This is a genomic window from Clostridium paraputrificum (assembly GCF_900447045.1).
Taxonomy (GTDB): Bacteria; Bacillota; Clostridia; order Clostridiales; family Clostridiaceae; genus Clostridium; species Clostridium paraputrificum.
In genome coordinates this window covers 358,304-382,167 of sequence record NZ_UAWH01000014.1, presented here as the reverse complement: position 1 = coordinate 382,167, position 23,864 = coordinate 358,304, and the positions used below count along the sequence as shown (strand labels likewise).

Below are 23,864 nucleotides of genomic sequence, written 5' to 3'. Positions count from 1 at the left end.
CTTACCTCTTTAATTTAAATTCTCCAAATATCTTTTGCATATTCTCTTATAGTTCTATCTGAACTAAAGAATCCAGCATTAGCAGTATTTATAAAACATTTTCTAGCAAAGCTCATTTCATCTTTAAAATCTTTATTCAACTTCATTCTAGCTTCAAAATATCTATTAAAATCTTGAAGTATGAAGTAGTGATCTGGCTTGTGCCAGCTTGTCCCTTCTAATAATGAATTGTATAATTCAAAGAAGCTACCCTCTATAGTTCCTTCTTCATCTTCCATTCCATCATCAAAAGTTCCATCCACTAAAGAATCAATAACCTTCTTAATGTGTTCATCATTCTCATAGATTTCTTTTGGGTTATACCCCTCTTTAATTGCTAAGATTTCTTCTTCTCTTGCTCCAAATATATAGTTATTTTCCTCTCCTGCTTCTCTAACAATTTCAATATTAGCTCCATCATAAGTACCTAAAGTAACGGCTCCATTTAGCATGAACTTCATGTTACCTGTACCTGATGCTTCTGTACCTGCTGTTGATATTTGCTCTGAAACATTTGCACCTGGTATTAACTTTTCTGCATAAGACACATTATAATTTTGAACAAAAACAACTTTTAATCTATCATTTGTTTCAGGGTCATTATTTACAAGGTTAGATATTTCATTTATTAGCTTAATAATAGCTTTTGCTCTTGCATACCCAGGAGCTGCCTTTGCACCAAATATAAATGCTGTTGGCGTGAAATCTTTTATTTCTCCAGCCTTTAACCTATAATAAATATCTAAAATTGATAGTGCATTCATAAACTGTCTCTTATATTCATGTAGTCTCTTTATTTGAATATCAAATATGAAATGCTCTTCTAATCTAATACCTTCATGCTTCTCTATATACTCAATAAGTTGACGTTTTTTCTTCTTCTTTATTTCGATGTACTCTTTAATTACACTATCATCATCAGCATATCTTTCTATATTTTTCAACTTATCCAAGTCTTTTAAGAAACTATCATCTCCTACAAGTCTTGTTAATAGTTCAGTTAATTCTGGATTACAGCATGCTAACCATCTTCTTTGAGTAATCCCATTAGTTTTATTTTGGAACTTATCTGGATATATATCATACCATTCTTTTAAAGTATCCTTTTTTAGTATTTCACTGTGTATTTCTGCTACTCCATTAACATACTTTCCTATATAAGTAGCCATTCTAGCCATATGAACTTGTCCGTCTGATATAATTTCATATTTTGCTATATCTTTTTTCTTAACCTTTAGCTTTTTAAGCTCTTTTATTAATCTCTTATTAATTTCTTCAATTACTGCAAAAACTTCTGGCGTATATTTTTCTACTAATTCAATATTCCATTTCTCTAAAGCTTCAGCCATTACTGTATGATTTGTATAATTAAATACTTCCTTAGCCATTATAAAAGCTTCATCGAAACTAACATTATTTTCAGTAGTCATAATTCTTATAAATTCAGGTATAGCAACTACTGGATGTGTATCATTTAATTGAATAGAATTTAGTTCAACCAACTTTGAAAAATCATTGCCATACTCTGCTTTATACTTCTTTAATAAATCTTGAATTGATGCACTAGTAAAGAAATATTGCTGTCTATAACGTAATACTTTTCCTGCTTCTGTATTATCATTTGGATATAATCCTGCTGATATATTTTCGGCTTCTGTCTTTTCTTTTATAGCCTCATCATATTCACAATTATTAAATAGTTCAAAATTGAATTCGTTTACCGCCTCACTTTGCCAAAGTCTTAATGTACCTATATTCTCTGTGCCATATCCTATAATAGGCATATCATATGGCACAGCTACAACTTCCATATCATCAAATTTAACTTTAACGCTGTCCTCAAATCTTCTTAAGCTCCATTCGTCACCAAAAGCAGTCCAATTGTCTGCATATTCTTTTTGGAAACCATCCTCTATAGCTTGTTTAAACAAACCAAATTTATACCTAATTCCATATCCATTTAAAGGTATATCACAAGTTGCTGCGCTATCTAAGAAACATGCTGCTAATCTTCCAAGACCACCATTTCCTAATGCCATATCTTCAATCTCTTCAAACTGATTTATATCAAAACCAATTTCATTTAGTGCATCTTTAACTTCATCAAAAATTCCAATGCATATTAAGTTATTTTGGACTGCTCTCCCCATTAAAAATTCTGCTGATAAATAGTAAGCATGTCTGTTTTTATAAAAGTTTTTATTTGCTTCATTCCATCTATCTGTTATTTGAGAAATTACCACTTGTGCTACAACGTTATGCATTTCATGAATAGAAGCATCTTTAGCTTCTTTCCCATAATCCCTCATAAGATTATTCTTTATTTTATCTACTAATGTATTTACTTGCATCTAAACTTACTCCTTTATTAAATTCTTCTATATAGCTTGTTTAGTTCTTTTAACTTCTCTGCCAGTTCATCAGTAAGGTCTCTTTTGCTCATTCTCCATCTCCAGTTAGTACCTAATGTTGATGGAATATTTATTCTTGCTTCTTCACCTAGATTTAAAAGATCTTGCATTTGTAATATTGCTATATTGGCTACGCTTGATATTGCAAGCTTTATAAACTTCCAGTTATCATTCTCATCTTTCATTCCTGTATAGCTTTTGCAAAACTCTCTTTCCTCTTTACTAAGTGAATTAAACCACCCTTTTATTGTATCGTTATCATGAGTACCAGTATAAACTACAACATTCTTTTCATAATTATGTGGGAGATATTCACTATCTCCTTTTGGGTCAAATGCAAATTGAAGTACCTTCATTCCTGGATAACCACAATAATCTAATAGTTCTCTTACCTCTGGAGTTATATATCCTAAATCCTCTGCGATAACATCTATCTCTCCAAGCTCATTTTTTATAGCATCAAAAAGATCTTTTCCAGGGCCCTTTTCCCACTTACCATTTATAGCAGTTTCATCTCCATAAGGAATTGACCAATAACTTTCAAATCCCCTAAAATGATCTATTCTTATTACATCAAATATTTCTAATGAAGACTTTATTCTTTCAATCCACCAATTATAATTTTGGTTCTTTAGTTCCTGCCAATTGTAAATTGGATTTCCCCAAAGTTGCCCTGTATCAGAAAAAGCATCTGGCGGACATCCTGAAACCTCTTTAGGTATTAACTCTTCATTTAGCATAAAAATTTCTGGATTAGACCATATATCTGCACTATCCTCTGCTACATATATGGGAATATCTCCTATTATCTTAATGCCTTTATCATTTGCATACTTCTTTAGCTCTTTCCATTGAGAACTAAACATATATTGTAAAAACATATAAAAATCAATTTCATCTTTTAATAAGCTTGAATATTTTACTATAGCTTGTGGCTTTCTAAATCTTATATCCTTGTCCCACTCTTTCCATGGTGCTCCATCTTTATAATCTTTAATTGCCATAAATAAGGCATAATCATAAATCCAACCTTTATTAATTTCATTAAAATCTTCCAATTCTTTTTTAAGATCAACCTTAGCTCTTTCATGAGCTAATTTTAAAACCTTATATCTATTCTTGTACATTGTTCCATAATCTATATCATTTTCATCATTACCAAAATCATACTCATTGATTTCTTCTTGCTTTAATAGTTTATCTTCTACTAACATATCCAAATCAATAAAGTAAGGATTTCCAGCAAAGGTTGAAAAAGATTGATATGGTGAATCTCCATAACTAGTAGGTCCCACAGGTAATATCTGCCAATAGTTTACTTGAGCTTTCTCAAGAAAATCCACAAACCTATATGCTTCCTTTCCAAAGGTTCCTATTCCATAGTTTGAAGGTAATGAAAATATAGGTAATATTATTCCACTCTTTCTCATACTACAACCTCATTAGTTTTTAGAAATGTAAAATACAATTCTATTTCTTTTCGAAAAGATTTCTTCCTTGTACCTAAAGTATATCAATCTAAAACCCCCACAGTCAATGAAATAGAGCCATTTCACGTGTGTAAAAGTCCCCCTACAAAATCTCCTTTAAGCAGCTATTTAAAGCTTGAAATTTTTCATTTTTTAGATATTTTGTCGCTTTTTTTATGGTTATATATGCTGTAAGCATTGCTATTGCTCATTTCCTTAAACTTGATTTAATTCCTAAAAGTTTCACACTTTTTAATCTCTAGTAATAATCATATTGACTTTGGAATACCTCTTTGTTAAACTCAACTCAAATTTATCCATATGAAATGTATAGTAAAGCATTTTCTACAAAATTATACAAATATCTATTTAAGGGAGAGGATTCAAATGAAATTTAACTATGGTAAAAACGACTTTAAATCATTTAAGTCTGGTAATGAACATTGCTATTTACTAACTAATGGACTAGGGGGCTTTTCTAGTACAACCCTTATTAACTCTCTAGCTAGAAATGATCATTCATTATTTATGGCTTGTACTAAAGCTCCAAATAATCGAAAAAATATAATCAGCAAAGTTGAAGAGATACTTAGAATTGATAATAAAGAAGTTCATTTAAGTTCTCAGGAATATGTATGCTATACCAAAAATATAGCTGGTTTTCACAATATACATTCTTTTTCCCAAGAATATCTTCCTAAATGGACATATTTCTATGATGGGGTAGAAATTATAAAAACTATTGTATATGAGCAAGGTAAAAATACCTTAGGTATAAAATACTCTATAAATAATAGAAATGATAAAGATGTGAAACTTGAAGTTATTCCTGTTTTTGTATTTGCCAAAAGAGGGGAAATATTATCATCACCTCATAATTATACAATTAAAAATGATACATTTATTGCTAATGATATAGAACTTAATATCCATTCGAACTATTCTAGCAAAGAATTATCTACACCAACATTTATTAATGATTATTACTTTGCATATGATGCAGTAGATGGTAGAAATGCCGTTGGTTCAGGAACAACACTAGTTTCTTATTATTTTGAATGTAATGGAAAAAGCCAATCTGAATACCAACTTATTTTCACTCTAGAAAATGAAGATATTAAAGATATTGATACTTTAATAAGTAATGAAATAGATAGACAAAAAAAATTAATAAATAATGCTGGCTTTGAGGATGATTTAGCAAAAACCTTAGTAAGAGCTAGTGACCAATTCATTAGTCATAGAGACTCTACTAACGCAAAAACTATATTGGCTGGATATCCATGGTTTGAGGATTGGGGACGCGATACTATGTTTGCTGTACTTGGTAGTTGCATAAGTACAAAAAGATTTGATGATGCTAAAGATATCTTTAGAACATTTATAAAACATATTAATAAAGGACTAATGCCTAACCTTTTTCCAGAAGGCGGAATTGAGCCAATGTATAACACAGTAGATGCCTCCCTTTTATACATTTATGCACTTTATGAATATTATTTAGCTAGTAATGATTTAAAATTTATCAAAGAAGAAGCTTTTCAACCTATATTAGATATTATAAATTGGTACAAGCATGGCACTGATTTTAATATATATATGGATGATGATTATCTAATTAATGCTGGAGAGGGCTTCCACCAAGTAACTTGGATGGATGTAAGATTCAATGATATATTACCTACTGCAAGACATGGAAAACCTGTTGAAGTTAATGCATTTTGGTATAATGCATTAAAAGTAGCTTCTTTTTTTGGCACTAAACTAAATTTTAATGTAAGTGAATTTGATTCCTTAAGCCATAAAGTTAAAAAATCATTTGAAGAAAAATTCTGGAATGAAGAAAAAAAATGTCTTAAGGATGTTGTATCCGGAAATAACTATGACAATCAAGTTAGATCTAATCAGATTTGGGCTGTAATGGTTCCCTTCTCTCCATTATGCAATGATAAAGCAAAATTAGTTGTAGATAAAGTATATCAAGAACTATATACTCCTTATGGACTTAGAACATTAAGTAAATATGATAAAGAATTTGTAAAGGAATATGGCGGTAGCCACTTTAAACGTGACATGTCATATCATCAAGGCACAGTTTGGCCATTTCCTCTTGGAGGATATTTCATATCTTATCTTAAAGTAAATGATTATTCTGTTAAGGCCAAAGAAAAAGTACGTGAACAACTAGAATACTTTGAGTCTTGCTTAAGAGAAGGATGCGTTGGACAAATTGCTGAAATATATGATGGATTAAATCCTAATGAATCTAGAGGATGCTTTGCACAAGCTTGGAGCGTATCAGAAATCTTAAGAGTATTTTATCATTTAACAATTTAAATTTTTTATTTTTAAAATATCTCAGCATATTTATATAAATATATATTTACATATTTATTTATTCTTATATTCATATGTTTTTATATTTATATATTGTTATATTATTGCTTTTCTATATTCAAAAAAGAAATCGCTTTTGCGATTTCTTTTATACTTTTACAACTAAAGTTGATAATCCATCAACAAATAATTTATTATCTTCTACTACTTCTATTACTTCTACTCCAGACTTTTCTTTGTTAACAATAATATTAAATCTATAATAATGATCAAAATCTACTTGTATCCTATTCTTATTTGCATTATGAATAACTATTATATCTCCATTAATATTATCTAACAGCTTATACCCCACTGAATTCATTGGAGTATTTATAAATGTGAGTTTATTTCTTATTTCTTCTACAGTCCTCATTCTAAAAGCTGGATAAGCTTTTCTTAGTCTTATTAATCCTTTAACATAATTAAATGTATCTATATTTTTTAGCTTTCTTCTCCAATCGATCTTATTAACTGAATCTGAGGAATTATATGAATTCTCAACACCATACTTAGTTCTTAAAAATTCTTGTCCTGCATGTAAAAATGGAATTCCTTGAGATAATAAAATTATACTAGTTCCCAATCTGCTCATATATTTCAAATCATTATCATCTTTTACTGTAAGATTTAATTTATCATATAAAGTATGATTATCGTGACATTCAATATAATTTATTACTTGATTAGGAGATACATCGCCCCAGGATTGAATATAATCCGAATATTTAATTCCTCCTACTATTCCTCTCTTTACATCACATTCCTTATTATATTCTCCACTTAGAAATCCTCTAACTTCATGAGAAAATGGATTGCCTCTTAATCCATCTCTAATTCCATCATTAAAGAAAGCAATGTTATTTAACTTATAAGCATTTCCTTGTACGGCTTTTTCTTCATATCTTAAGAGACTTGGCATATTCCAACCTTCACCTAAAATAATTATATTAGGATCTATCTTATCTAACTCTTCCCTAACTTTATTCATAGTTTCTACATCAAGCAATCCCATAAGATCAAATCTAAATCCATCAATTTTATATTCATTAGCCCAGTAAACTATAGAGTCTACTATAAATTTTCTAACCATAGCATTTTCAGATGCTATTCCATTGCCACACATACTTTCATTAGATAGCTTCCCATCACTGTTATATCTAAAATAATATCCAGGCATTAATTTGTTAAAACCTGATTTTTCTACATCATACATATGATTATAAACTACATCCATTATTACAGACATACCACTTTCATGTACAGACTTAATAGCCTCTTTCAACTCTCTTATCCTTGTAACTGGATTATATGGATCTGTTGAATAACTACCTTCTGGTACATTATAATTAGCAGGATCATACCCCCAATTATACTTTTCTTCACTATAAGGCTCTCTTTCATTTATAGTGGAAAAATCAAATATAGGTAAAAGTTGTACATGGGTTACTCCTAAATCTTTTATATGTGATATTCCTGTTTTAATTCCTTTAGGCCCTTTTGTACTTTTCTCTGCTAAGGCTAGAAACTTACCCTTATTCCTTATTCCCGACTCATTATCAGATGATAAATCTCTTACACTTACCTCATATATAATTGAATCTGTACCATATAACCTATTGGGTATGACATGAGTACTCCATCCTTCTGGATTACTTTTATTCATATCTATAATTGCACCTTTTTCTCCATTTACAGATATAGCTTTTGCATAAGGGTCTACCCCCTCACTTTTAACTCCATCTATTAAAGCAATGAAAGTATAAAACTTATTCTCTAAGTTTCCATCTAAAGTGATTTGCCATACCCCTTTATGCCCTTTTTCCATAGGATATTCTTTTCCTTCTATATCATCATACCCATCATATATACATAGGTACATTTCATCAGCTATAGGTGACCAAACCTTAAAAACATTTTGTTTCCCTTTAAGTTCATAGCCTAAATCATTATTTTCATAATAATGAAGACTGTCTATTTTCTTTATATCTAGTTTTTTCATAAGCACCTCTCTTAAGAAATTATACATTTACTTTTTCAGTGATTATTTTTCCTTTTGCTGTTATAATAGTTACTAAAAGTTCTTTCACCTTATTATTTCCACTATTCTTTACTACTATTGTATGCTTATCTTCTTCTAATGTAATTGTTATATTTAAGTTTGAATGCTCTCCTAATAGATATTCCTTACTTATTCCATCATCATCATATAAATCATACTCTGCCCTATCTGCTACAAATGCTAATACATTTAATGTTTCATTATTTAATAATTCTGTATTTTGTGCAGGCTCACCATAAACAAACATTCTATTCTTTCTTATAAATACTGCAAATTCATTTAAATCTAAATTAATGTAATTATGGCCTTTATTAATTACATCAAAGTCTTTACTAGTATATTTCTTAACCTTCCATAAAAGCATATCCTCTGGTAGATACACATATCTTCCACTCTTATTGGGTTCATAAACTGGGGCAATCATAATAGAATCTCCTACTAGCAATTGATCTTCTATTTGCGATACAAATTCATCATTATATTCAAAACTTAAAGGCTTTATTAGCATATCACTTGAATTTATAGCCTTCATATATTCTGAATAAAGATAAGGAATCATTGCATATCTAAACTTAATAATATTTTTTATAGTCTTTTCTGTATACTCATCAAATGCAAATGGCTCTTGATTTCTTGTCCCCATAGAAGAATGATTTCTATATAAAGGGGCAAATATACTTAACTGGTTCCACCTTATAGCTAATTCTGGATCTACATTGCTTCCAAAACCACAAGTATCTGCTCCACTATATATAAATCCACACATATTTATAGAAGGTAACATCTTCATGTTTAAATTTAGATGCTCCCACCATGAGCAATTATCTCCAGTCCAAATACCACCATATCTATGTGCTCCAATAAATGATGCCCTTGAAAACAACAAGAATCTCTTATTACTATCTATTTCTTCAAAACCTTCTGCAGCAGCTTTAGTCATATTAAATCCATATAAATTATGAATATCATAATGGTTAACTATTCCATTCTCTGTCTTATGATAAAAACCTTTATAATCATTCATACTATTGCTTAAACCTAATACAACATCTTTAAATTTGAAGAATGAATCTATATTAAGTTCTTTAGTTCTTAATTCGTCAATATTTCTATAAGCATCATTTATTCCATTTTCACTATAAAAGATTGCTGGTTCATTCATATCATTCCAAAAACCTTCAATCCCCTTATCAATCAAGCACTTATACTTTTTGCCAAACCATTTTCTTGCATCTTTATTTAAAAAATCTGGAAAATGTACTTTTCCAGGCCAAACTGCTGCTACAAAAGGTTTTCTATCCTTATCTATGACAAAATAATCATTCTCTATACCTTCTTCATAAATATCATATTCATCTTCTATCTTTACACCAGCATCTATTATTGGAATTATCTTAACACCCTTACTCTTTAGTCTTCTAGTTACTTCTTCAAAATTAGGGAATCTTTCATCACTTAAAGAAAAATCCTTATAATTATCCATATAATCTAAATCTAGACATATACCATCACAAGGAATATCCCTTTCTATAAACTCATTAACTAGACTTTCTACTGCCTCTTCTGTTGGATAACTCCATCTACTTTGTATATAACCAAAAGCCCACTTTGGAGGTACATATCCTTTTCCTATTATCTTTAAGAAATTTTGCACTATCTCTTTTACTGTCTCTCCATTAATTATATAAATATCAGCATCCTTGCCCTCAATTGTTATCTCTAGCTTGTCCTTTTTTTCATATCCTACATCGTAAATAATTTTACTTGGGAAATCTATATAAACTCCAAATTTCTTTTCTCCATCAACAATAAAGAAATTATGCGCCCCATATAAGGATTTTTTATCTGGGGCATGATTTGGATCATCAGTACAAAAACTTTCATATATCCATCCTCTTTTATTTATTCCCCTTATATTTTCACCTAATCCATATACTATATCTTTTTTTCCCATATTATATTTTAGTTTAATTTCCTCACCTAAATTTAACTGAAAATATTTAAATTCTATGTCACTTTCACTTACTCCTTTTTCTATTACAGAATATGTTTCAATAGGCTTTCCAAACTCATATCTAACTACGTTTTTATTTACAATATAACTCTTCATAAACTCCTCCTTAAATTACAATCATTTATAACTATTAACTACCTATATTTTAATTTTATAGTAACAAAGTGACTTCACCTATTTCAACGATTTATGAAATATAATCCCTTGTGAAATATGATATAAAAATCATTTTTTAAGCATATAATTTTACTATGAAATTCTCATACAATTTATAGTCTTATTATGTTAAAAATAGCATGTAAACATTGACTTAAATATTTTTGCTATGTTAACCTTAAGGAAATGAACAAAATTTTACAAATGAGAGGTTTAATAAATGAATGATGTTTTATACAAAAATAATCAGAAAGTTATTGGATCAATAGTTAGATTAAATAGAATTAAGAAGAATATGAGTCAAAAAGCTCTTGCAAAAGGAATCTGTGTACCATCCTACTTAAGCCGTATCGAGAATGGTGAATTACTTCCAAGTGATGATGTTATATCTATTCTTTTTGAAAGACTTGGCCTAAAATTCAACGATAGTCCTGAATTTATAGAAAAAGGCTTAAAATCATTTGAGAGATTTCTTAATGATCTTAATTTTAATGAATTTGATTATACAAATAAAATATTCAGTGATATAGAAAAGCATGAAGATGACTTTATTACATCTCCTCTTATACTTGACTATTATTTGGTCAAACTAGCTAGATATTGTAGTACTCCAGAGAGAGATAAATTTGAAGGTGCCAAAGAATCAATACTTTCAGCTTTTGATTTATTATCTCCCAAGCAAGAGTCATTATATAACTTCTATATTGGTGTTGATATCTTAAATATTACAGGAGATATATCCGAAGGAAAAAGATATATTGAAAAAGCGCTAAACTATAAAGAAAATGGTCATGGTTATTACTGGCTTTCCTATGTTTATAGAGTGGAAAATAACCCAATTAAAGCATATGATTCAATAAAAAGGGCATTAGCTTTATATGTAGAGGAAGGAAACTTTATTAGTATAATGGAAAGTTATGAAAAAACAGCTGAAGTATATTTCATGCTAGATAATCATGCAGATGCCATAAATTACTTAAAAATGTCTCTTAGAATGGCTGAAAAGATTAATAATTCCTATTATATTGAGTATATTAATTCAATGCTTGCTTGGTCATATTTTAAAATACAAGACTATAATACTTCTTTGAAATACTTAAAAAAGAACTCTGGATTAATAGATCACAGAATGATTATTCCTGATTCAGTTATAGAGTGTTTAATATATTTTACTTTAGAAGATAAAGAGAATTTAAAGAATTCAATAACTAAGCTAGATACTCCTCAATCTTTAGAGCATATAAGTAAGGATTTAGCTAATATATTATTTAAGTTATTTAATTTTTATATTGAAAATGAAAATTATATTAAAAGTCCTATTTGGGAAGGATTATTAATATATATTGTTGATGACATTACTCAACTTGTAGAATTGAGAAAAGTATTTATTTCCTATCTAAAAGAGTACTATATTCATAACAGAAGGTACAAAGATGCTTTATTCCTTAAGTAATGGATAAAATTTCTACATATTTTTTTAAAAAAGGTATTGGCTTTTTCGACAAAATGTCGTATCATAGTAATTGGTTATTGACCATATAACCTCTCATAAATTCTCAATACCCTTTTATACCATAGTTGAAAGATGAGTACCCATCATCTTTCTTTTTTTGCTATTTTTTATAAAATTATAATTATATAAAAATTTAAGACCAAATAAGAATATTATTCACTCTTATTTGGTCTTACTTTTTATTATTCTTCTACGAATAGTGGAACAAGTTCAAACTTTGTGCAATCAACTAATCCTCTGTTAGTTAGTCTTAATTCTGGTAAACAAGCAAGTGGAATTAAAGCCATTGTCATAAATGGAGATACAATATCACATCCAATTTCTTTCCATGCCTTATCTAAACCTTCAACCTTTTCAGCCATCTCAGCTAACGGCCTATCACTCATAAGTCCTGCTATTGGAAGTGGAACTAATCCTAATACCTTACCATCTTTAACAGCTACCATACCACCACCACATTCAACTAATGTGTTAGCAGCTAAAGCCATATCTTCATCATTTGTTCCTACAACCAATAAATTATGAGCATCGTGAGCAACTGTCGCAGCCATTGCTCCCCCTTTAATTCCAAAGCCTTTTACAAATCCGTATCCAACTTTACCTGTTTCATGGTGTCTTTCAAATACAGCTGCCTTTAGAACATCTTTACTTACATCACATTGAACTTTTCCATCTTTAACTTCTAATTCAATATGTCTTTCATATGTTCCAACCCTTGCTGGAATAATTTCTATAACTCTTGCATTAACCTTATCTTTACCTTCAGCTAATATATCAAATGATTTTGGAGTTATTTCTTCCTTTATATGCATTGAATTCATTGCATCTTCTGGATAATGGTACTCTGCTATTTCAGTTGTTAAAACTCCATTTTCAGCAACTACGTTACCATCTATAATAACCTTTGTTATATTAATCTTATTTAAATCATCTATAAAAACTATATCTGCACATTTTCCTGGAGTTATTGACCCTAATTCATGATCCATTTGGAAACATTGAGCACAATTTATAGTAACCATTTGTATTGCTACTAGTGGATCTATTCCTTCTTCAATAGCTCTTCTTATAATATGATCTAAGTGTCCATCCTTAAGTAAAGTATGTGGATGTGTATCATCAGATATTAATATTGCAAATCTACTATCCACCTCATTTGCAGTAATTGACTTACTAACTTCCTTTAAATCATGCCATGCAGAACCTTCTCTAAACATTGAATACATTCCAAGTCTCATCTTTGCTAATGCATCTTCTGCTCTTGTAGATTCATGACAACATCTTACTCCTGATGCTATATATCCATTTAACCCCTTCCCTGTTTCAGGAAGAGAATAATGTCCTGTTACTATCTTGTTAGCTTTTAATGTTTCTCCTACTACTCCATGTGCATGATCTGTAGAATATAATATTCCTGGGAAATTCATCATTTCTCCAAGACCAACAACTTCATCCCACTTCATAGTTTCTGCAACATCTTCAGGTCCTACTGCTGCCCCTGTATCCTCGAATCCTGGAACTGCTGGCACGCATGATGGAGTAGTTACCATATTCTTAAGTGGTGTTCCCTTACCATCTTCTATCATATAACGTACACCATTTAACCCAAGTACATTACAAATTTCATGTGGATCCATATATATTCCTACAGTACCATGAGGTACTACTGAACGTGCATATTCACTAACACTAAGCATTGATGATTCAACATGGATATGACCATCTAAAAATCCAGGAGCTATATACTGTCCCTTTGCATCAATTACTTCTGTTCCTTCCCCTACACAATGCTTTGCATCTCCAACTAAAGCAATTCTTCCTTCACTAATTGCAACATCAGTATTATCAATTACTTCTCTAGTGCATACATTTATAAGCTTTGCATTTGTAATTACTATATCTGCTGATTGATATCCTTGAGATACAGCAACAATTTTCTTACTTACTTCCCATAATGGTTTCACATTAAATTTATTAAACATATAACCTCTCCCTAATTACTTATTATAATATTCTTTATATTTCAACACATTATTTTAAATCTCACCCCAATTTTACCATATACAACTGCAAATACACAAATTATTTTTATTTTTTATTTAATATCGTTCGTGATTTTCTGTAAATATAAAAACCAACTCCATCTGCTAATGCCCATCCAATAGGTATTGACCACCATATTCCATTTGCGCCTAAAGTAGTTGCAGATAGAATATATGAAAGTATAACCCTACTTCCTAAAGAGATTATAGTTAAAATAATAGACATTTTTAACATACCAAGTCCTCTATAAAGACCATAGAACATAAATAAAAATCCTATAAGAACATAAAAAATTGCAACTACTGATATATATTCAACTCCAAGCCTTATAACTTCTTCCTCACCTTTATCTACAAATAGAAGCATTATATTCTTAGAAAAGACTAAAATCAAAGTTGATACAAAGAAGCAAAAAGCTATTATTATTTTAATTGCTCCTTTAACACCTTCTTTTATTCTTTCAGGCTTTCCAGCCCCTTTGTTTTGTGCCACATAAGTTGAAAAAGCATTTCCAAAATCCTGAACTGGCATATAAGCTATAGAATCTATTTTTACTCCTGCTGCAAAAGCTGCCATTACAGTTACTCCAAATGTATTAACTAGCCCTTGAACTATAAGTATTCCAAAATTCATTATTGATTGTTGAACTGAAGTTAGAATAGAATAATTAGCTACTAGCTTCAAAGTATCCTTTTTAATTCTAATATCTTTTCTCTCAAATTTTATAAAGGATATATTCTTAAATACATATATAATACTCAGAATTGCTGAAACCCCTTGAGCAATTATTGTTGCAAGTGCAACTCCTTTTACACCTAAATTAAAATTTATTACAAAAACTAAATCTATCACTACGTTAATTACTGAAGCAATAATTAAAAAATATAAAGGTCTTTTAGAGTCCCCTATTGCTCTTAAAATAGCAGTTGCTAAATTATATATAAAAGTAAATCCAAGTCCTAATAAAATTATTATTAAATATTCTTTAGCTACCCCTAATAATTCTGATGGCATATTAAATAAATCCAACAATAAGTTTATGGATATTAGAGAAATTACCATCAATATTAAAGTAATACCCCCAATAAATATAAAAGAGGTAATAGATATTTCTTTAAATTTATCATTTTCTTTAGAACCATAGCTTTGAGCCAGTATAACTCCTACCCCCATAGATAAGCCAATTATTATTGATGTTATAAAAGTTACTATTGCAAAAGAAGAACCAACAGCAGCTAATGCCTCTGGTCCAACGAACCTTCCAACTACAATAGTATCTACAAGGTTATATAATTGCTGGAATATATTTCCCAAAATCATAGGTAATGCAAACTTAATTATAAGCTTATTACTATTCCCTTTTGTCATGTCTAACATAATAATCCCCCTGCCACTAACTTCCAAGATATCTCTTATAAATATACCATACTTTTCCTAATTAGTAACATTATAAAAGCCGTCAATAAGTATTGACGGCCTTTGCTACTTTACTTTAAAACTTCCTTTTTCTTCTTTTATTTTAATATTAAGCATTTTTAGAAGTTTATCCATACTCTTTATTTGATTTACATATTTAATATCCCTCTTATCTAACATTCTTTGAATCATATCTATAATTTCTTTTTTCTCTTCACTAGAAATAGTTAGATTATCTTTTAAATACTGTCTATTTATATAAGTTAAAGTAGTCCAAATTTGTTCAGCAGAAATTTTACTATTATCCATTAATACATAAGTAAAATTCCTATTTCTCTTCCCTTCTGGATATGCTTTTTTAAAGAATTTAATAAACCCACTTTCAGGTTTATTTTCTTTCTTTTCTTTCACTAGCTTTCCTAGAGAAGACTTTAGAGTATTCTTTAAGAACATTATTGTATTAGGCTTAACCTTAGACTTCATATTATCTATACTTTCATCAATTAATTTATAAGTATCATCAATAAGCTCTTGAGGTACTCCTTCCCCCTTAAGTATTTTTGTTCTCTCAATATATTCTAAAACATCCTTCTTTGTTTCTAAATTTTTACCATATAACTGTTCTAATAATTCTTGGGAAGTTATCAGCTTTAGTTCATCTAAATTAATCATTTATTTCTCCTTCAATACATAATAATTCTTTTATAATTATAAACTATAAATTCCTCTCTATACATAAAAACATATCAGTTCCTAAAATATTAAGTTAACACAAGGGTTTTAAGCACCCTTTGTAAATTATATACTATTAATTCAACCACACTTATTTAGAAATACCTTTCATTTTCTTATATATATTTATATAATATTAAGGTAATAGATTTAGGGGAGGTTTATATCTATGAATAATATACTTACTCACGAAAATATGAAAAAATTACAAGAAGAATTAGATTATAGAATGACTGTTAAAAGGGCTGAAATAGCAAAAGAAAAGTTAATTGCAGCAGCTCATGGTGATAGATCTGAAAATGCTGAGTATAAAGAAGCTTGTGCTAACTATAGAGAAAATGATAACAGAATACAATATTTATTATCTATGATTTCAACTGCTACAGTTATTGATGATGAAAATGTAGATAAAACTGTATTAGGAATTAACAGTAAAGCTAGAATAAAGTTTGTTGAAGATAATGATGAAGATGTAATTACATTAGTTACTACAATGGATCTAGATCCTGAAAATATGATGATAAGTATAGAATCAGATTTAGGAAAAGCACTAGCTGGTAAAAAAGCTGGTGATATAGTTGAAGTTAATGCTCCTGGTACAAATTATACTGTAGAAATACTTGAAATATTAGAATAATAATAAAGCTTCTATGAGTTTATATCATAGAAGCTTTATTATTATTCTCCATGCTCCATTAAAAAGTTAGCTAAAGCTCCAACTAAATTAGCGTCCTTTTTATGAGTACATGTATCTATATTTGGCATAAGGGTATCTATATTTATCTTTTCTCTTATGATCAATAACTTTTCATTTATTCTATCAATAAAATCTTCCCTATTACTAATTGCCCCACCTAACAAAATTATCTCTGGATCATAAATATGTTGTAAATTAAATATTCCTTTTGCTAGATTCTTATAGAAAGTATCTATAGCCCCCCTACATACTTCGTCGCCTTTTTCTGCTGCTTCAAAAACACTTTCTCCGTTCCATGAATCATCATTATAGTGCTTTCTTACCTTTCTAACAAAAGACATTGTAGATGCAACTTCACTAAAGTTTAAATATTCACCATTAGATTCTTCCATAAGCATATATCCAACTTCTCCCCCATGAAGATGTTTGCCATGATGAATTTTCCCATCTTTTATTATTGCGCCACCAATTCCAGTACCACATACCACAAATAATATATCATTTAAATCTTTTCCCTTACCTGAAAAAGCCTCTGCTAAAGCTGCACAGTTTGCATCATTTTCAATACTTATAGGTAATCCTGTTTTTTCACATAAAACTTCCTTCCAATTTGGTCCGTGAATACATGGAAGTGCACTTGCTCCCCCAATCACCCCAGTTTTACTATTTACAGCTCCTGGAGCACTAATTGCTATACCTTCTATATCATAGCTTTTTCTTATTTCTTCTATCCAATTTACAATTCCATCTATAATAACACTAAACTCATCAGAAACCTTTAAATTATCTTTATTAGTTAAATTACCATTCTTATCAGAAATACCTACTTTTATAGAAGTACCTCCTATATCTAAACATGCATACATCTCTAAAATCCTCCCCATATATTACTCTTTATTAAATACCTTTTCCGTTGAAACCCATGCTTCTAAAACTTCTTTATATTTCCTTACATAATAATAGTGAATTAAATCTATTTGTATTAAAATAGGAATTTGAGCAGATATCATTCCTGTTGATTCTTCCCCAGAAAGATTAGCAGTAACTATAATTATATCTGCATATTCATTTAATTTAGTATGTTCATTTCCTGTAATAACTACAAGTTTAGCTCCCTTTTCCTTTAAGGCTTTTGCACATTTTTGTAGGTATTTATTCCCTCTTAAAGTAAATATAAATACCAAGTCTCCTTCTTCTATTACTGCCGTAGCCATATCTATAGCATCTTTATCATAAATTACTTCTATAAATTTCCCCATTCTAGAAAATCTAAACTTAAAATCTTGAGCTGCTGTTGCACTTAAACCTAATGCAAAAATATGCATAAATCTATAGCTATGTATTAAATCGCAAATCTCCTCAATCTTCTCCCTATTAAAGCTTCCATCAATTTGATTAAAGATTTTAAAGTATGATTTTTGTAAGTCTACAGAAATATTATTCATATTAATTTTATCATTTTCTTTAAGATGCTCTTTATATAAATATATAAGTTCCTTATAGTTATTAAGCCCTATCTTTTTACAAAATCTTGTGATTGATGCAGGTGAAACACATAGTAACTCAGCCAAATCATTTATTGACATTGGTTTATTATTTCCTAGAAAATACTCAGCAATCTGTTCTTCAACATAGGTAAACTTGAACTTTGCATGAGTTATCCTCAATATAATCTCTTTATTCATATTCCTATCTCTCCCAAAGCTTACTATGATTTAATACTATATATTTCTTCCATCTTTTTCAACTATATATTGATTTTTAATGTCTTAATTTCACCATTTTTAAATTTTCCTAGATTTATATGGCCATTAATTTTTTCTTCACTAACTATAGCCCTATTATTCATATTAACCCACTCATAACTAGTCCCTTTATTAGTCTTAAGCTTGCCTCCATCAACTAATTTATCATTATAATTTACAAATCTAATAGTAAATGAATTCTTATCTACAGGTGTTATAGAAGTAACTACAATATCTTTTAATTCGCTACAATCTACTACATTCTTTATTGCTTCCACACTATTCTTTAAAGGATGCATAACAAAATATTTAAGGGTATTTGTAAACCTGTTTATTTCTTGTATTTGATAACTTGGAATAGTTATACTATAGTTCTTCCAAAGCTTATTCACTAATGTAGCATCTATTTTATTGCTAAGATATATAGCAAATTTAAATTTCATTTTTCCCCTTAATTGACTATCAGGTGTTTCTATATATCTAAATTCATTTCCAGATGCTATACCAGGCCTTCTAATTAAATCAGGCTTTCCTAAGAATCCAACCCCTCTAAATAAAGTTAATGCAATCTTAGAGTTATCTAAGATTTCATATTCTTTTATTCCTTTTGCTAACAATGTAGCTGATGAGTTTTCATCTTCAATTCCTGCAAAATGAAGCATTGGATATATTGGTGATGGCTCTTCTTTCCATCCTAATTCTCTCCAATCATTAATATGTTCAGGAACATTGTCTCTTTTTATTACCCCAAAAGCAGTATCTGAAATGCTTTCTGTTGAAAAAACATCTGTTTTTAAAACTATTCTCATTCTATGATCGTCTGCATTATTATCCAACTCTAAATGACATTCTATAACACCCTTATTGGATAATGATAAGCTTAATTTATATGGTATACTTGTACTTCTCTTATTTAATTCTCTCTCTTTAAGATTTTCTGGTACAATAAATTCTCCACATATTTTAATATCTTTATGAAGATTTCTATTATTTACTTCTACATTTCCATTCTCAAAGCTTAAGTTATATCTAAAATCATACTTTTCTTCTGGAGGGGAGTAGTCATATGTATCTCCATCATCTCCACTTTCTTCAATGTATAAGCAATCCTCTAACTTTCTATTATTAACCTTATCTAAGATATTAATCTTTCCATCAATGAATTCAACCTTATAGAAATTATCTTCTATATAATTGCCTTTTTTATTTTCTAATGCGTATACTTCTTCACCAATTTCAACTAACTTTAATACTTCTATGCTTAATGGCTCTAAGTTGCATTTTAATGCCACCTTTGAAACATAATAGTATAGATTCTCATCGTATTGAGACTCATCCTTCTTAATGCTACCTGCATACTCTTTAACAACATCTAATACTTCATGCTCAATTATATTTCCGTTTTTATCTGTAATTTTAAAGTTCTTAAGTTTAGTTGTAACAACTACTTTTGCTACTTCTTCTCTTCTATGAGGAAGAGTATTAAATAAAATTATGTCATTTTCCTCTTTACCTTCAATAGATTCACTTATCTTTCTTATAATATAATCACAAGCTGAGTAAGATAGTTGATCTGCTTCTGTTAACCTTGAAATTATACTTCTATTTGTCTTATCACTATTACATCCACAAGCACTATCATGAGCGTGGTTCATAAGTAACTTCTTCCAAATTTCTTCTATCATTTCAACCTTTGGATCTAATCCAAGATTTTGAGCTATAACCATTAATGGTTCTAATTGATAAATTAATCTTCTTTCAATCTTATCATTTAAATACTTATGGTCATATCTAGAAGAATATATTGATCTATGAATTTTAGAGTTAGATGGGTTTACAAATTCACCTTTTACTTCTTTTAACCCTTCTGACTTTTCTAATTCATCAAAGAACTTATCGCAACTGCTTTCAACATATTCAAAATCATTTTTAGTTCTATCATTATAGTATTTTATTCTCTCTTTTAAATTGAAATCTACAAATCTCTGGTCTCCTCCTACTGGTAGAAGAATATTATCAGTTTGTGATCCATCTAAAATTGTCTTTTCCACTTTTTCTACATCATCAGTATAAATTAAATTCCCACCATAGAAGTATCCATTTTTTATGTTGTAAACTAAAAGTGAACTATCATCTTCACCCTTCCAAATAAACTCTCTATTGGGACAGACATCCTTAGATACCCCTCTCCAGAAAATACTTCTTTTAATATCAAAACCATTTAATATTTTAGGCATATCCTTACTTTGTCCAAAAGAATCCGGTAAATAACCAACCTTTAAATAATCTCCATACTTTGATGCACTTTTTATACCATAAAAAAGATTTCTAGCTATTGATTCTCCATCTATAATAAGTTCATCAGTTTGTGTATACCAAGGTCCTATTATTAATTTTCCTTCTTCAACAAGTTTTTTTACTCTTTCAAAGTTACTTGGCGCAAACTTTATATATTCATCTAAAATACTTAATTGTCCATCTAATAAATATGTTTCTAAATCTCCATCTTCTAGTGCATTTATTACTTCATCCATGTGATATACTAGCTGTATAATTGATTCATTTGAAGTAAAATACCATTCATAATCCCAGTGTGTGTGGGGATAAACATGTATTTTTTTCATTATATATCTCCTTTTATGAATTAAATCTTTTCTATAGTAAAAATCCACTGGCTCTTATTACAATCACCAGTGGATTTTTAAATTATAGTTGTATCCCCTTAACTAAATTGTATAGTTTTTGGGAGTCTGTTTCTTTGATAACTGTATTTCTAAAATCATCATCTATTAACTCTTTTGCTATTGTGCTTAATATCTTTAAGTGATTTTCTGCTCCATCCTCAGGAATAGTTAGCGCAAAAGCTGTAGTTATCTTCTTTCCATCTAATGAGTCCCATTCTATTGGATTTTTAAATTTAATTAAGAATACACCTGGTGAAATAACTGTTGAATTTTTACTATGTGGTATTGCTATACCATCATTAAATCCAGTTGTAGCTTCTTTTTCTCTTTTTTGTAACCCGTGATAAAAATCTTCTTCACTCTTTACATATCCATGCTTCTTAGCTATTGATGCTATAAACTTAAATGCTTCATCTTGAGTAGTTGAACTTTCATCAATGTATATGTGATCTTCACTAAATAATTCCTTAGCTTCTACTATAGATTCCTCAACAATTTCGTTAGACTCTACTTCTATATATTCTTCCTCTTCTTCAGATACTGGCTTTCTCCAGAACCCAATGATTAATGCTGTTACTAAAATACCTGCAAATATACATAATATCCAAGTTATAAATGGAACTGGTTGTTCAATGTATCCTATAACTGCTCCAAGTGGAGATCCAATACCACCGTAGAACTTACATCCAGTTATAGAAGCAAGTCCACCTGCTAATGCTGAACCAGCAACAGATGCAGTAATCATTTGAACTGGATTAGATGCTGCAAATGGAATTGCTCCTTCTGTAACTCCAACCATACCCATACCAAATGCTGAACTAGCTGATATCTTTTCATTCTTTGTAAATTTATTCTTAAATAATACTGATGCAAGCCATATTCCTAATGGTGCAACTGAAATAGCAGCTTGTGTTGCTGTTTGAGGTACAAAGTTAGCATTTGCTATACCAAACTTAGCTACTGTATCTGTATAAACAGCTGTACCAAATATAAGTGCTGTCTTATTAACTGGACCTCCAAAGTCAAATCCAATCATACCACCAATAATTGCTCCAATTATAAATGGTGCTCCAGCGAATGTTTCATTTAAAGTTGTTAATCCACTATATAAACTATCCATTAATCCTGCTATGGGATTACCAATTAAGTATGTTACTATAACCATTATTGCAAAAGTAGCTATTAAAGGAATAATCATAATAGCAAGTAATGGTTGTAATATCTTAGGCCATTTTATCTTCTTTAGTCCTTTTACTAAATATCCAACTATGAATGCAACTAAGATTGCTCCTAAGAAACCACCACCTGTTTGAGTTCCTAAATATGTTGCATCATTTACTAAGTATGCACCTATCATTGCTGGTGCTATTGCAGGCTTGTCTGCTATTGAGTTAGCAACAAAAGCTGCAAATAAAGGAATCATTAATTTAAATCCAACTTGTCCAACTTCAAAAAGCTTAGACATGAAGAATCCCATTTGAGTTGATGTATCAAATCCCCAATTTACTATTTGACCAAGTTCATTTGCTTGGAATGCAAATATATTAGCAATTGCTAATAATATACCTGATGCTATAACCATTGGAGTCATATATGATATTCCACTCATTATATGTTTAACAAAATTATTTTCTGTCTTTCCTAAAGTCACTTTACCAACCTTAGTTCCCTTTGCTCCAAAGACTTTAGCTTCGTCATAAGCTCTTTTAATTAATGCTTCTGGTGCTTTTATTGCATCTATTGATTTTACTGATAATACTCTCTTACCTGAAAATCTCATTAAATCTATATTTATATCTGCTGCTATTATTACTACGTCTGCTGTTTCAATATCTTTTTCTGTCAAAACATTTTCTGCTCCAATAGAACCTTGAGTTTCAACTTTAATTTTATATCCAGCTTTCTTTGCTGCTTTTTCTAAACTTTCAGCCGCCATATAAGTATGTGCTATACCTGCAGCACAAGCTGTAACTGCTACTATTTTTTTATTCATTACTCTCTACCTCCTCTTTACAGTTCATATTATTACACCTGTAAAGGTTTATGTAAACATTTTTACTATCTTTAGTATTATCTTTCTTTTTTTTATGTTTTTATGAAATTATTTTCATACTTTTATAAAAAAAAGGTTATGTACTTATCAGTACATAACCCTCTTTGGGCTAATGTTTACCACCTATTTTACAGGCAACAACAGCATCTATATTATTATCAGAAATTACATCTAAATATTGTTTTTCATTTTTCTTAAACCAATCATTAGCATATGAACATGTAGCTGTTGCTTTAAGCTTTTCTTTTCTTAAATACTCTACCATGATAAGCATTGTTTTTGAAGCAACTCCTTGCCCCCTTAAAACTGGGTTAACATAAACATGATCTATATTTACCTCTTCACCTTTTTCACGTTTAAAAGTTACTTCAGCCATTAGCTCCCCTTTATCATTCTCACTATATATACGCTCTTTTTCATACTTCCAATTCATTTTTTTCTCCTTTGTTTATAA

At 29.6% G+C, this 23,864-nt stretch carries 15 protein-coding genes; 3 read left to right on the top strand and 12 right to left on the bottom strand.

The window, feature by feature from the left end; all coding sequences use genetic code 11:
- Nucleotides 1-14 precede the first annotated feature (14 nt).
- Nucleotides 15-2,390 carry a glycogen/starch/alpha-glucan phosphorylase gene (locus tag DR024_RS06835; protein ID WP_027098681.1) on the bottom strand — a complete coding sequence of 792 codons (2,376 nt, stop codon included), beginning with the start codon at nt 2,388-2,390 and terminating at the stop codon, nt 15-17.
- 17 nt (nt 2,391-2,407) lie between these two features.
- Nucleotides 2,408-3,880: a 4-alpha-glucanotransferase gene (malQ, locus tag DR024_RS06830; RefSeq protein ID WP_027098682.1), complete on the bottom strand. Its 1,473-nt coding sequence runs from the start codon at nt 3,878-3,880 to the stop codon at nt 2,408-2,410.
- A gap of 426 nt (nt 3,881-4,306) precedes the next feature.
- On the opposite strand from malQ, the gene DR024_RS06825 reads away from it, so the two are divergent.
- The gene (locus tag DR024_RS06825) at nt 4,307-6,256 is read left to right on the top strand and encodes an amylo-alpha-1,6-glucosidase (RefSeq protein WP_111918388.1); all 1,950 of its coding nucleotides are present in this window, start codon (nt 4,307-4,309) and stop codon (nt 6,254-6,256) included.
- 148 nt (nt 6,257-6,404) lie between these two features.
- Here DR024_RS06825 and pulA read toward each other — a convergent pair whose 3' ends face one another.
- Nucleotides 6,405-8,297 (bottom strand): type I pullulanase, encoded by a 1,893-nt coding sequence (gene pulA, locus DR024_RS06820; RefSeq protein WP_172458924.1) that lies wholly within the window; start codon nt 8,295-8,297, stop codon nt 6,405-6,407.
- A 19-nt stretch (nt 8,298-8,316) separates the two neighbouring features.
- The gene (locus tag DR024_RS06815) at nt 8,317-10,467 is read right to left on the bottom strand and encodes a TIM-barrel domain-containing protein (RefSeq protein WP_111918384.1); all 2,151 of its coding nucleotides are present in this window, start codon (nt 10,465-10,467) and stop codon (nt 8,317-8,319) included.
- 280 nt (nt 10,468-10,747) lie between these two features.
- Between DR024_RS06815 and DR024_RS06810 the strand changes: the two genes are divergently transcribed.
- Nucleotides 10,748-11,980, top strand: coding sequence for a helix-turn-helix transcriptional regulator (locus DR024_RS06810; RefSeq protein ID WP_027098685.1), 1,233 nt, complete (start codon nt 10,748-10,750; stop codon nt 11,978-11,980).
- A 242-nt stretch (nt 11,981-12,222) separates the two neighbouring features.
- Here DR024_RS06810 and ade read toward each other — a convergent pair whose 3' ends face one another.
- From ade to DR024_RS06795, 3 genes are all read right to left on the bottom strand, one after another.
- A complete protein-coding gene (ade, locus tag DR024_RS06805) occupies nt 12,223-14,022 on the bottom strand; it encodes an adenine deaminase (RefSeq protein ID WP_027098686.1) in 1,800 nt (599 codons plus the stop codon).
- 106 nt (nt 14,023-14,128) lie between these two features.
- Nucleotides 14,129-15,460, bottom strand: a complete 1,332-nt coding sequence (locus tag DR024_RS06800) for an MATE family efflux transporter (RefSeq protein ID WP_111918382.1) — start codon at nt 15,458-15,460, stop codon at nt 14,129-14,131.
- Between the two features lie 105 nt (nt 15,461-15,565).
- Entirely contained in the window at nt 15,566-16,171 is a 606-nt protein-coding gene (locus DR024_RS06795; RefSeq protein ID WP_055254167.1) for a hypothetical protein, read from the bottom strand.
- A 229-nt stretch (nt 16,172-16,400) separates the two neighbouring features.
- Here DR024_RS06795 and DR024_RS06790 point away from each other — a divergent pair, with 229 nt between their 5' ends.
- Nucleotides 16,401-16,868: a GreA/GreB family elongation factor gene (locus DR024_RS06790; protein WP_027098689.1), complete on the top strand. Its 468-nt coding sequence runs from the start codon at nt 16,401-16,403 to the stop codon at nt 16,866-16,868.
- A 41-nt stretch (nt 16,869-16,909) separates the two neighbouring features.
- On the opposite strand, the gene DR024_RS06785 is transcribed toward DR024_RS06790, so the two are convergent.
- The 5 genes from DR024_RS06785 to DR024_RS06765 all read right to left on the bottom strand — a co-directional run bounded on the left by DR024_RS06785 (nt 16,910) and on the right by DR024_RS06765 (nt 23,843).
- Entirely contained in the window at nt 16,910-17,812 is a 903-nt protein-coding gene (locus tag DR024_RS06785) for an ROK family protein (RefSeq protein WP_242983090.1), read from the bottom strand.
- A gap of 3 nt (nt 17,813-17,815) precedes the next feature.
- A complete protein-coding gene (locus DR024_RS06780) occupies nt 17,816-18,613 on the bottom strand; it encodes a MurR/RpiR family transcriptional regulator (protein WP_049178201.1) in 798 nt (265 codons plus the stop codon).
- A gap of 62 nt (nt 18,614-18,675) precedes the next feature.
- Nucleotides 18,676-21,297, bottom strand: a complete 2,622-nt coding sequence (locus DR024_RS06775) for a glycoside hydrolase family 38 N-terminal domain-containing protein (RefSeq protein WP_207657404.1) — start codon at nt 21,295-21,297, stop codon at nt 18,676-18,678.
- 82 nt (nt 21,298-21,379) lie between these two features.
- Nucleotides 21,380-23,350, bottom strand: coding sequence for a fructose-specific PTS transporter subunit EIIC (locus DR024_RS06770; protein ID WP_055254171.1), 1,971 nt, complete (start codon nt 23,348-23,350; stop codon nt 21,380-21,382).
- Nucleotides 23,351-23,519: 169 nt separating this feature from the next.
- On the bottom strand, nt 23,520-23,843 hold the full coding sequence (locus DR024_RS06765; RefSeq protein WP_055254173.1) for a GNAT family N-acetyltransferase: 324 nt from the start codon (nt 23,841-23,843) through the stop codon (nt 23,520-23,522).
- Between the last annotated feature and the right edge of the window lie 21 nt (nt 23,844-23,864).